Annotated in this window: 8 protein-coding genes; all 8 read right to left on the reverse strand. The window is 68.9% G+C overall.

Annotated elements, in window-relative coordinates; all coding sequences use genetic code 11:
- Nucleotides 1-123 precede the first annotated feature (123 nt).
- The 8 genes from U8525_RS32360 to glgX all read right to left on the reverse strand — a co-directional run bounded on the left by U8525_RS32360 (nucleotide 124) and on the right by glgX (nucleotide 11,900).
- Nucleotides 124-1,794, reverse strand: coding sequence for a hypothetical protein (locus U8525_RS32360; protein WP_374270586.1), 1,671 nt, complete (start codon nucleotides 1,792-1,794; stop codon nucleotides 124-126).
- Between the two features lie 78 nt (nucleotides 1,795-1,872).
- Nucleotides 1,873-3,687: an acyl-CoA dehydrogenase gene (locus U8525_RS32365; RefSeq protein WP_374270587.1), complete on the reverse strand. Its 1,815-nt coding sequence runs from the start codon at nucleotides 3,685-3,687 to the stop codon at nucleotides 1,873-1,875.
- A gap of 100 nt (nucleotides 3,688-3,787) precedes the next feature.
- Complete coding sequence (locus U8525_RS32370; protein ID WP_374270588.1) at nucleotides 3,788-6,301, reverse strand: VIT domain-containing protein; 2,514 nt, start codon at nucleotides 6,299-6,301, stop codon at nucleotides 3,788-3,790.
- Between the two features lie 145 nt (nucleotides 6,302-6,446).
- Nucleotides 6,447-7,256, reverse strand: coding sequence for a hypothetical protein (locus tag U8525_RS32375; RefSeq protein WP_374270589.1), 810 nt, complete (start codon nucleotides 7,254-7,256; stop codon nucleotides 6,447-6,449).
- On the reverse strand, nucleotides 7,253-8,548 hold the full coding sequence (locus U8525_RS32380; RefSeq protein WP_374270590.1) for an AAA family ATPase: 1,296 nt from the start codon (nucleotides 8,546-8,548) through the stop codon (nucleotides 7,253-7,255). The genes U8525_RS32375 and U8525_RS32380 overlap by 4 nt, the downstream gene beginning before the upstream one ends.
- 137 nt (nucleotides 8,549-8,685) lie before the next feature.
- On the reverse strand, nucleotides 8,686-8,910 hold the full coding sequence (locus tag U8525_RS32385; protein WP_374270591.1) for a transposase: 225 nt from the start codon (nucleotides 8,908-8,910) through the stop codon (nucleotides 8,686-8,688).
- 137 nt (nucleotides 8,911-9,047) lie between these two features.
- On the reverse strand, nucleotides 9,048-9,713 hold the full coding sequence (locus U8525_RS32390) for a class I SAM-dependent methyltransferase (RefSeq protein WP_374270592.1): 666 nt from the start codon (nucleotides 9,711-9,713) through the stop codon (nucleotides 9,048-9,050).
- Between the two features lie 36 nt (nucleotides 9,714-9,749).
- Nucleotides 9,750-11,900 (reverse strand): glycogen debranching protein GlgX, encoded by a 2,151-nt coding sequence (gene glgX, locus U8525_RS32395; RefSeq protein ID WP_374270593.1) that lies wholly within the window; start codon nucleotides 11,898-11,900, stop codon nucleotides 9,750-9,752.
- Nucleotides 11,901-11,963: the final 63 nt, after the last annotated feature.

Genomic DNA, 11,963 nt, shown 5'->3' on the forward strand with positions numbered 1-11,963 from the left:
GGGCGGCAGCAACTCCGACTGCTCCGGTGCGTAGGGGCGGAAGGTCTTGCTCATAGGGAGGCAAAGAGCACCACGCCTCTGCCTCCCTTTCAAATCGGTTCTTCCGATTACCCCGACACGCTCCTAGCGCTGGCTGAGGGCGGGAGCGGAGAAGGCCTTCCAGGCCGCACTCGACAGCCCGCCCTCGGTGCCGAAGAGGGCGGAGTCGCCGTCGGGGAGCACCGCGTACACGCGCGGATCCGCGAGCTTCGGCAGGGCGCGCGTCTCCCCGGTGGCCGCGTCGAAGTACGCAGCGCCGAGCAGCGTGCCCACCAGCGCCCCGCCCGGCACGAGCGCGGCGGAGACGATGGCCGGGGAGGGCAGGCCGGACGCGGCGCGCACGCGCGTCCACTTCGCGCCGTCGAAGTAGTTGAAGCCGTCCTGGCAGGTGCCCGCGACGGCGCGACCCCGCGCGTCGACGGACAGCGCGGTGATCCAGTTGTCGGTGAGGTCGCGGCCGTCATGGAAGCGCTGCCACGTCGCGCCGTCCCAGCGCGTGAGGCCGCGGTCCTCGCTGCCCATCCACAGGAAGCGGCCCGAGGCTTCAGCGACGGAAGGGTGCTTGCTCCACTCCTTCGGCAGCGGCAGCCGCTTCACGAGCGACAGGGGGGATGTCCCGGGGGTGACCAGGGACATGCCCCGGCCGTCCACCAGCGCGACGCCGTCATCCATCTGGGACACGTTGAGCACGGACAGCTTCCCCAGCGCCACGGGGTTGCGAGCGCCGTACGCGATCTGCGTCCACGTCTTCCCATCATGGAAGCCCAGGCCATACGTCGTCGCGACGTAGAGGTTCGGCCCGTCGCTGGTGATGCCCAGCACCTGGTCGCTGGGGAGTGAAGGTGTGCGGACGGTCCGCCACCTTCCATCCTCCCGCTGGATGCAGGCGCCCCGGTCGAACGTGCCCACCACGAGCTGGCCCTGGTGGCGTGCGAGCGCGGTGATGTGATTGCCGCAGAGCTGCCCGGTGGGCGTGACGCGGCGCCAGCCCTTCTTCTCCTGGAGGAACACGCCCGAGGTCCGCGTGCCCGCCCAGCCCTCGCGCAGCACGGTGGCGCCCTTGGGGACGCTCACGGCCTGGAGGGGCACGGACTCCGTCTCCCACGCGTGCACCTCGCCCTGGCTGCCCACGATGCGCACGCCCTGCTCCGTCACGGTGAAGGACAGCGGCCCGGTGGGCACGTCGCGCAGCGCGGAGAGCCGGCCGGTGGCGCTGATGGAGAACGCGCCCTCGGTGGTGCCCACGTCCACGCCGTCGCGCGTGTCGGAGATGAAGCGCACCGGCCCCGGCAGCGACCACGCGCGCTGCGTGCCCAGCTCGAACAGGCGCCCCTCCGCCGTGCCCGCGAAGCGCGGTGAGAACGCCGTATACGTGACGCCAGGAGGCAGCACCGAAGCCAGTGACTCCAACCGGATTACGTAGTCAGAGGTGCTCGCGTCGTCAGCAGGAGGCAGCGCCTGCCAGCGCACGTCCAGCACGGGCGTCACCTGGAAGCGGGCGTCCAGCGACACGAGCCCTTCACCCGTGGCGACGAAGAGCCGGTCGCCGGTGGACTCCAGCGCGCGGCAGGAGTGGCTGGGGAGCCCGTCCTCCACCGTGAGGACGCGCACCGGCCGGCCGGCGGGGGTGAACAGCTCCAGGCCGCCTTCGGTGCACGCGACGACGTGGCCGCCGAACGGCTTCAGGTCGTGCACGGCCTCGGTGTTGGTGACGGTGGCGGCCAGGGTCAGCGCGGTGAGGGTGGAGAGCATCATGCTCCACCCCCATTGCGAACTCCGGGCCAGCGCGGTGTGTCTCCCCGGAGCCGCACCCGCGGCCCGGGGCCATCACGCCTAGAACGACTCTTCCGGCAGGTCCATCAGGTCCAGGTTGCCGTTCTCCACCATGCGCGCGGCGTGGGCGATGCCGGGCAGCACCTCGTGGCAGTACCAGCGGGCGCTGGCCACCTTGCCGGCGTAGAACGCCTTGTCGCCGGGGTGGGTCTTCGTCCGCTCCAGCGCCACGGCCGCGTGGCGCACCAGCAGCCAGCCGATGATGACCTCCGCCACGGCGAACAGCACGCGGTTGCCCTGGAAGCCCACGTGGTAGACGGACTCGCCCAGCTTGCCCATCAGCGTGCCGAGCAGCGTCTGAAGGTGCCCCACCGCCTCGCCCAGCGCGGCGCGCTCGGCCTTCAGCTCCGGACCGCCCTCGTCTCCCTCCGCCGTCGCGCGGACGCGCTCCAGGAGCCCCATCAGCGTCGCGCCGCCGTCGCGCGCCACCTTGCGCATCAGCAGGTCCAGCGCCTGGATGTGCGTGGTGCCCTCGTAGAGCGAGTCGATCTTCTGGTCGCGGATGTACTGCTCCACCGGGTAGTCCGTCAGGAAGCCCGAGCCGCCGTGCACCTGGAGCGACAGCGACAGCAGCTCATACGCCTTCTCCGAGCTGTAGCCCTTCACCAGCGGCAGCAGCATGTCGTTGAGCACGTCCGCCTCGCCCGCCGCCGTGGAGCGGTGGCCGCCTTGCAACTCCACCTGGTCCTGCACGGACGCGGTGAAGAGGGCCAGCGCGCGCAGGCCCTCGGCGTGCGCCTTCTGCGCCATCAGCATGCGGCGCACGTCCGGGTGCTGGAGGATGTTCACGCGCGGCGCCGTCTTGTCGCGCGCCTTCGCCAGGTCGCTGCCCTGCACGCGGTCCTTCGCGAACGACAGCGCGCGGAAGTAGCCCGCGGACAGCGTGGCCATGGACTTCAGGCCCACCGCCATGCGCGCGTTCTCGATGATGTGGAACATCTGCCGGATGCCGTCGTGCACCTCGCCCAGCAGGAGGCCGCGCGTGGGCTTGCCGTCGCCGAACGTCAGCTCGCACGTGACGGACCCCTTCAGGCCCATCTTCTTCTCCAGCTTGGTGCACACGACGTTGTTGTGCGCGCCCAGGCTGCCGTCCTCGTTCACCCAGTACTTGGGCACCACGAACAGCGACAGGCCCTTGGTGCCCGGCGCCGCGCCTTCCGGACGCGCCAGCACCATGTGGATGATGTTCTCCGCGATGTCCGACTCGCCGTTGGTGATGAAGCGCTTGACGCCTTCAATCTCCCAGACGTCGCCGTCCACGTGCCGGGCCTTGGTGCGCGCCGCGCCCACGTCGCTGCCCGCGTCCGGCTCCGTCAGCACCATGGACCCGCTCCAGCGCTTGTCCAGGATGTGCGGCAGGAAGCGCTGCTTCTGCGACTCCGTGCCCAGCTTGTCGATGACGCGCGCCAGCAGGTTGCCCAGCGTGAAGAACGCCAGCGCGGGGTTGGCGCCCAGCAGCAGCTCGAACGCGGCCCAGCCCAGCGACGGCGGCGCGCCCAGGCCGCCCAGGTGCGTCGGCGTCTCCAACAGGTGCATGCCCGCGTCGTAGTACGCGCCCATCGCGGCCTTGAGGCCGGGGGGCAGCTTCACCTCGCCGTTCTCCAGCCTGGGCGGGTTGTGCTCGGACTCGTCGAAGCTCTTCGCCAGCTCCTGCGTGCACAGCTGCGCGAACGTCTGAAGCGTCTGCCGGGCCGCCGTCTCGTCCAGGTCCCCGAAGGGCGCCTTGCCCAGCGACGTGTGGCCGATGTCGAGGAACTCGAAGAGGTTGAACTCAATATCGCGGAGGTTGGGCGTGTAGTGCAGGGACGACGACATCGAAGGACTCCTCGCGGCCAGGTGCGAAAGAAACAGCCCCGCGCCGGTGCGGGCGCGGGGCCGAAACGGACCGCCAGGGTAGCCGAGATTGATTCGCGGGTCAGTCACGCGGCGCGTGGATGACGCGCAGCGTCTCCCGGCGCTCGAAGCGGTTGCCGGCGGCGTCGCGGGCGACGAACACCAGCGCGTAGGCGCCGGCCGGCGTGCCCTCGGGGACGACCAGGGACTTCGTGAAGCGCAGCCGGTCCCGCGTGTCGAGCAGGTGCTGGTCCTCGCCGAAGAGGTCGCCGTACACGCTGACCTCCTGCGTGGCCTCCACCGCGTCCACGTCCACCATCAGGGTGTCACCGGGGTGGAGCTCCTTCTGGGAGAGGACGACCTCGAAGTCGTTGCCCTGCGAGTCCAGGCGGTAGCGCACCTCGCTGCGCTCCACGCGGCCGTCCGCCAGCTCGGAGATGATGAACACGGTGTAGTAGCCATCCTCGATGCCCAGCGGCACGAGGAACCGGCCGCGCCACGAACGGGTGAGCGGGTCGAACGTGAGCGGCTTCACCAGGCCGAAGGGGAAGTAGGCGGTGACGCGGCGGGCGTCGCGCGGGGCGCGCACGGAGATGATGGGGTCGCCGGGCGGGATCTCCTCGCGGCTGAGCGCGCCGGACACCATGCCGTCGGGAAGCTGCACGGGGACCACCTCGCGGACCGTCTCGCCGTCAGGGCTCGTGCGGGCCACCTGCTCCACCGCGACGAAGGACGTGTAGCGGCTCATCAGGTGGTACTGGAGCGCGGTGTCGGTGATGCCCCGCACGACTTCGGGCGTCTCTCCACGGTAACCCTCCACGGTGAGCTCCTCGATGCGCTGGCGGGCCCAGAGGCTCTTGAGCGAGTCATGCTCCGGCGCGACCTCCGGGAAGTGCACGGGCACGTCGAAGTGGCGGACCTCGCCGCGCACGCGGCCGGAGATGCGGAGGACGCCGTCGCCGGTGCCGGTGAACCTGCCCACGAGGAACAGCGGCTGACCGGCGAAGAGGTCCGGCACGGACTTCGGGTACACGTCGCTGACGGGCAGGCCGTCGGTGTCCACCGCGAGCGAGGTGAGGACGGGGCCGCGCATGCGCTGCTCGAACTCGCGGGCGACGTCCTCCTCGGGGCGGTCGAGGTTGACGAGGGTGGAGGCGCCGCGGCCCAGCTCGCCCATCTTGGTGATGAGGTAGCGGTTGGTGCTGGAGCCCACGCCGGCGGAGAAGATGCGCGTCTCCTCGCGCAGGTGGTCCTGGAGCGTGCCGAGCACCTGCTCATCCGCGCCGATGAAGCCGTCCGTCATGAAGAGCACCATGCGCAGGCGGGCGGGGTCGTTCGGGGGGACCATGGCCTCCTGGGCGGCGACGCGCACGTCGGTGCCGCCACCGCCCCAGAAGCTGGCGACGTAGGGCAGGGCGCTCTGGATGTTCTCCGGCGTGGCGGGGACGGCGGTGGGCGCGAACCTGGTCACCTGCGTGTCGAAGTTGAGGACCTGGAAGGTGTCCTCGGGCATCAGGTGGTGGAGCACCTCCTGGGTGATGGCCTTGGACTTCTCGATGGCGAGGCCGGACTGCGAGCAGGAGGTGTCGAGCACCATGTAGACCTCGCGCGGGACGATCTCCTTCGGGGTGGGGGCCAGCTGCGGGTTGAGCATCACCAGGAAGTAGCCGTGGTCCGCGCCGGGGTCGCGGTGCACGAGGACGGCGGGGCGGATGAGGGCGTCGGCGACGACGTACTCGAGGATGAGGTCCTTGTTGGGGATGCGGTCACCGCGGCCCAGGCTCACGGTGGCGCGGGACGGGCCGTCGCGCGTCACGTCCACGCGGTGGGTGGTGGAGCGCAGCGCGTGGACCGGGAGGCCCGCGTCCAGGCGCACGGTGAGCTGGATGTCCTGGCCGCTGCGCGTGTCGGCGAGCGCGGGGGGCGTGATGCGGCTCGCGTCGGGGACGGTGGTGGTGTCGGGCTCCTCGCCTTCGCCCTGGCGCGTGGGCAGCGGCGTGCCGCTGATGTAGCGGGGGCCGACGACCATGGGGAAGCTGAAGCGGTAGGTGCCGGCGTCGTAGGGGAGGCGCTCCACGTAGTGGATGCGCACGCGGAGGGTCTCACCCGGGAGGATGTTGGCGACGGACTGGGTGAAGAGGTTGGGGCGCTCCTGGTCGAGCAGCGCGGCCGTCTTGCCCCCGGCCTTGGCGCGCTCGTAGGTGTCGCGGGCCTGCTCGCGGGTCTGGATGACGCCCTGGATGACGCGCTCGCCGAGGTGCATCTCCATGCCGTCCACGGCGGCCAGCTCCGGCAGCGGGAAGACGTAGAGCGCTTCGAGGGGCGCGGTGTAGGGGTTCTCGAACACCTGCGTCACGGTGACGGACGCGAGGAACCCGCTGACCTCCGCGTCCACCTCCGTGTGCTTGAGGCTGAAGGTGCGCGGCGTGGGGTCCGGGCATGCCGGGGTGTCCGCCGCCTGCGGCTGGGCACGGAAGCGCGCCACGAGGGTGCCCTGGGCGATGCCTGCGGTGGGCGACGCGGCCGGAGGGCAGGGTTGCGCGGAGGCCGGGGCGGCCAGCAGGCAGACGAAGAGCGTGGCGAGCAGGACTCGCATGGTCGGGAACCTTGGTTTCAGGGTGTGCCCGGGGATATTGCAGTCCCCGGGCCAACGCCGGTTCCTCTCTGAAAAGGCTGGGAGTGGGGGCGGCGGGAGACAGTCTGGGCGCAGGCCCGTGGCCACAGGGCCACAGGGGCCGGCGCTACCAGCTGAGGGCTTCGGGTGCGGCTTCGAACAGACGCTTCAACTCCGGAATGTGCTGGTGCTGGCGTTTCATCTCCCGCCAGACCGTGGCGTGCTGTCGGGTCTGGATGTCATGCGCCAAGTGCAGGAGATGTTCGGGCGCGTGACCTTGGGCACGATCCTGGACGTATCCCCTGAGGTGCATGACGAAGTCGCGATAGGCGGAGTAACGCGCCCGCGGGAGCGCTTCGCGGCTGTTGAGGCCAAGAAGATCGATGGTGTACTTCGCGCGCTGGTACGCCACGGTGCCCGGTGCTGCGGTAGTCGTGAAGAGAAACGTCTGCCGGAGTTCCAAGCTCATGAAGTTCATGGGATCCTCTACGCGAGGGTCCAGCAGTACGGGCGTGCCCGGCACGGGAGGAACCACCGGGGCGTTGCGGCGGCGACCTACGTCCGTATGGGTGCCTGTTCCCTGGGCGAAGACCGCGAAGCGGCTGTTCTTGGGGCCGTTGCAGGGGCCGCATGCGTACAGATAGTTCATCCAGGCGAAGGTCAGCTCTGGATAGAGTGCCTTGGGCCGGATGTGCTCCACCTCGTCGGCCAGGGAGTCCTCACAGTAGGCACAGCGTTGGACGCCCACGGACATCTTTGACAGGGTCGCCTTGACGGTATCGAAGGTCGCATGGCCCTTCCTGTTCAGGCTGCTGAATCGCTCCTGCGCGCGCTTGACGCGCGTCTCGTAGTCAGGGAGCGAATCGATTTCCTGCTGGTAGCCAGCGAGCTGCGTTTTGGCGGGTTCCGGCAGCGGGAGATTCGGAAGGGGGATCAAGGCTGCGGCACCTCCGTGTCGGACGGAAGGGCGCTGGATGCGGTGGGGAGCTGCGCGCGCAGTTGCTGCTGCTCGGCTTGCTCCCAGGAGGACAGGCCCTGTGCAAGTTCCTTCTGGTTGAGGATGGCGAGCCGTTCAAGCTTCTCCAGCGCTTCGGGTGAGCGCAGGGGCACGTCGCCGAATGCGCCGGTGCTGTAGGCGTCCAGGACGTTGCCGTAGAGAAGACGATCCAGTGCGACACCCGTGACCATCCCCGCTTTTTCATTGCTGCCCGGTCTGGGGAGGCGGAACACACTGCCCACGGTCGCGGCCTGACAGATGAGCGGGCTGTGCGTCGTGACGATGAACTGGATGTTCGGGAAATGTTCGCGGAACCAGCGACCGACCCTACGCTGCCAAACGGGATGCAGGTGCGCGTCGATCTCGTCAATCAGGACGACACCGGGGACGATGATGGTCGTTGAGTCTCCAGGAGCGAAGAGCTCGCTGGCGCCGTAGGCGCGCGCGAGCTGGCGGATCAGCTCGAAAGTCATGCTCAGGATGGAGCGGTAGCCGTCGCTCAGATTCTCAACTGGAACTTCGCAGCCGTTACCGTCGACGAAGCGAACCCCCTTGGACGAGATCGACTCAAGTCGGGCTTCGTTGGGCAGGAAGTCAGGCTGGTTGATGAACTGCTGCAAGGACTCAAGAAGGGCCCCTTCAGGATCGTTTTCCAGCTTCTTGAACTGGAGGAGCTTGAGCCACTCAAGGCTTTCAGAGAGTGCGACGGACTCACCGAATACCGACAGGTGACGGGCCAGCTTGGGATTCGACTGGAACAGTTTCTCCTGTTCCTGGTCGCCGCCAGTGAAGCGCCGAAATGGGCCGTATGAAGCACTGAACCAACCCGAGCTATCCCCCCAAACGGAATGCTCGGGGGTTGAGTGTTCCGAAGAGGGATGGAAAATCCGAACTTGGTCGCGGCTGCGGGAGAGCATGAGATCCAGGAAGTGCGGAGCATCTAGATCCGCCGGTGTTCCGACAATGGAGTCTGAACCAAGCGTTGGCTCAAGTTGGAGTCTGATGGACCCACGTTCTTCATTCCAACGGAGCCAGCCGGTCCAGTCCTGTCGGAGGGCAAATGCCTCCGTTGGTCCCACGAGCGCGAGCGCGATGCACCGGAGGAACGAACTCTTTCCGGCGCCGTTGTCACCAATGATGACGTGCCACCCGGGGCCCGGATGATCCGGCAGTGCCCACACGAGCGACTCGATGGATCGGATGTTGGAGAGGTGGACCTCTTTCACGTACATGTGCCCTAGCTCGCCCGAAACAGGGGGAGGGGTCAACCAGTAGCGGTACCGCTACGAGACCCGCTGAACGCACGAAGGCCCCGGACCGCGCTTCCGGTCCGAGGGCCTCGACTCTCAGAGCGTGTTGAATTGGTCCATCACGCGAGACGGCGCAGCATGAGGCCGGTCATCGCGATGTGGATGAAGGTTTCGGACGAGTGCTCGTGACGTTCGTAGTCGCGAGCCAGGCGCCGCTGGCGCGTCAGCCACGCGTTGGTCCGCTCCACCACCCAGCGGCGCTTTTGCACGACGAAGCCCGTGTCCTCCTCCTCGCGCCGGACAATCTCCACCGCTAGTCCCGCCTGCTTCGCGGCGTCCGCCACGATAGGCCCCTGGTAGCCCGCATCTGTACCGCACCGAATTGTTGAGACACCAGGTTGGTTTGTAATCAGGCCGCCTGCTTCGACTGCATCAGCTCCCGCCGGGCCTGACTCGGCGAGAGGAAGCCGTGGCGCCCCGTTCAGCCGCGCGTCACGTCCCACCAGCCGAACCACATCACGCGCTCCTCGGCCAGCAGCTCCCAGCCGGGTCCGTGCACGTACTCGCGCACGCGCAGCCCCGCTGCCTCCACCGCGCGCGCCGTCTCCTCCGCGCTCCACAGGTGCAGCGTCACGTCCGTGTCCGCCGTGCGCACCCGTCGCGTGGACGCTTCGTGCGCCTCCAACCCGGGCCTGCGCTCCAGCACCGTGAACAACATCCGGCCGTCTGGTTTCAGCACGCGGCCCACGTGCCCCAGCACGCGCGGCAGGTCGTCACAGAAGTCCAGGCAGCCAATGGCCAGCGCGACATCGAACGCGCCCAGGTCCTCTGGCACCGGCTCCAGGTAGCTGCGCACGCGCCACGTGCCGGAGGGCCGCGAGCGCTTCGCCAGCTCCAGCATCTCCGGCGCCAGGTCCAGCCCCACCACGTCCACGGACGCGTCCAGCCCGCGCGTGTGCAGGCCCGGGCCACAGCCCACGTCCAGCACGCGCAGGCCCGGCTTCACCGCGTCCGCGAGGAAGCGCTCCACCCGGTCGCCGTAGCGGTGCAGCGCGGGGTAGAGCACCTCGTACGCGGAGGCGATCTCCCCGTACACCCGCGCGACAGCGGCCTCTTCGCTCCTCTCGCTGCCCCTGGGGTCCACCATGCCGTGCGCTCCTCGACAACAGGTGCGCCTGCTCTATCACGGCGCGCCGTTGGGCCCCGGTCCAGGCTTCCGGAACACCGCCAGCGACCGCCCGAGCATCGCGAACTTGCCGGGCTTCATCTCCTCGTCGCCGCGCTTGTCGTCCGCCGTGTAGAGCTCCAGCCGCCACGCGCCGCCCTCGCCCGGCGGCGGCACCGTGAAGGTCACCGTGTCATGGTGCGCGTTGAGCAGCACCAGCAACGAGTCTCCGCTCACGCGCTGGCCGCGCTCGTCCGCCGTGGGGATGGCGTCGCCGCCCAGCAGGAACGCCAGCGAGCGCACGAAGGGCTTCTGCCAGTCCTCCGCGCTCATCTCCGTGCCGTCCGGCCGGAACCACGCCAGGTCCTTGTGCTCGGAGTCCCACAGGTGCTCGCCCTGGAAGAAGCGGCGGCGCTGGAGCACCGGCTGCCCGTCGCGGAAGTGGATGAGCCTGCGCGTGAACTCCAGGAGGTCCTGGCGCCTCGGGTCCAGGTTCCAGTCCACCCACGACAGCTCGTTGTCCTGGCAGTAGGCGTTGTTGTTGCCCTGCTGCGTGCGGCCCATCTCGTCGCCCGCGACGATCATCGGCACGCCCGTGGACAGGAACAGCGACGCCAGGAGGTTGCGCTTCTGGCGCTCGCGCAGGGCGATGATGTCCTTGTTGTCCGTCTCCCCCTCCACGCCGCAGTTCCACGCCTGGTTGTCGTCCGCGCCGTCGCGGTTGTGCTCGCCGTTGGCCTCGTTGTGCTTGCTGCTGTACGTGACCAGGTCGTGCAGCGTGAAGCCGTCGTGCGCGGTGACGAAGTTGATGGACGCCTGCGGGCGCCGCCGCGCCGCCGCGAACAGGTCCGCGCTGCCCGTGAGCCGGTAGCCCACCTCCGCGGCCTGGTTCTCGTCGCCCTTCCAGTACTTGCGCAGCGCGTCCCGGTACTTGCCGTTCCACTCGTGCCAGGGCGACGGGAAGCCGCCCACCTGGTAGCCGCCCAGCCCCACGTCCCACGGCTCCGCGATGAGCTTCACGCGGCTCAGGACGGGGTCCTGGTTGATGATCTGGAAGATGGGCGCGTTCGGGTCGTAGCCGCCCTTGCCCACGCGGCCCAGCACCGTGGCCAGGTCGAAGCGGAACCCGTCCACGTGCATCTCCTCCACCCAGTAGCGCAGCGAGTCCACGATGAAGCGCGCCGTCTGCGGGTTGGAGGCGTTGAGGCTGTTGCCGCACCCGGTGAAGTCCAGGTAGTGCCGCGCCTCCGGCATGGTCCAGTAGTACGACGCGTTGTCGATGCCCTTGAACGACAGCGTGGGCCCCAGGTGGTTGCCCTCGCACGTGTGGTTGTAGACCACGTCGAGGATGACCTCGATGCCCGCCGCGTGCAGCGACTTCACCATCGACTTGAACTCCGCCACCGCGCCGCCCGGCGTCTTGCGGCTGGCGTAGCGCTGCTCCGGGGAGAAGTAGTTCAGCGTGCTGTAGCCCCAGTAGTTCGTCAGGCCCTTGTCGTTGAGGAACGAGTCGTCCGCGAACTCCTGCACCGGCAGGAACTCCACCGCGGTGATGCCCAGCTTCTGCAGGTGCTCGATGATGGCCGGCGAGCCCAGGCCCGCGTAGGTGCCGCGCAGGTGCTCCGGCACGCCCGGGTGGCGCATGGTGAGGCCGCGCACGTGCGCCTCGTAGATGACCGTCTTGCGCCACGGGATGTCCAGGCGCCGGTCATTGCCCCAGTCGAAGAAGTCGCTCACCACCACGCCCTTGGGCACGCCGGGCGCGCTGTCGCGCTCGTCGCGCATCAGGTCCTTGCTCTTGTGCTCCAGCGGATAGCCGAACACCGGCTGCTTCCAGTCCACCGCGCCGTACAGCGCCTTGGCGTAGGGGTCGACGAGCAGCTTGTGCGGGTTGCAGCGGTGCCCCTTCTCCGGCTCGTAGGGCCCGTGCACGCGCAGGCCGTACAGCGTCCCCGGCTCCAGGTCCGGCACGTAGCCGTGCCAGACGAACTCGGTCGTGGACGGCAGGTCGAAGCGCTCAAGCTCCTTGGCCGGGTCCGCCCGGTCGAAGAGGCACACCTCCACGCGAGTGGCCACCTGTGAATAGACCGCGAAGTTGGTGCCCGCGCCGTCGAAGGTCGCGCCCCGCGGCCAGGGCTTTCCCGGCCACACTTCCCGCTTGCCGCTCATGCGTCTCGCTCGATTCCGTGGAGAAATTGCCGACGGAATGTGGGTGCGACGGCGCCCTGCGGC

It is taken from the genome of Corallococcus sp. RDP092CA (assembly GCF_041903675.1).
Lineage (GTDB): Bacteria > Myxococcota > Myxococcia > Myxococcales > Myxococcaceae > Corallococcus.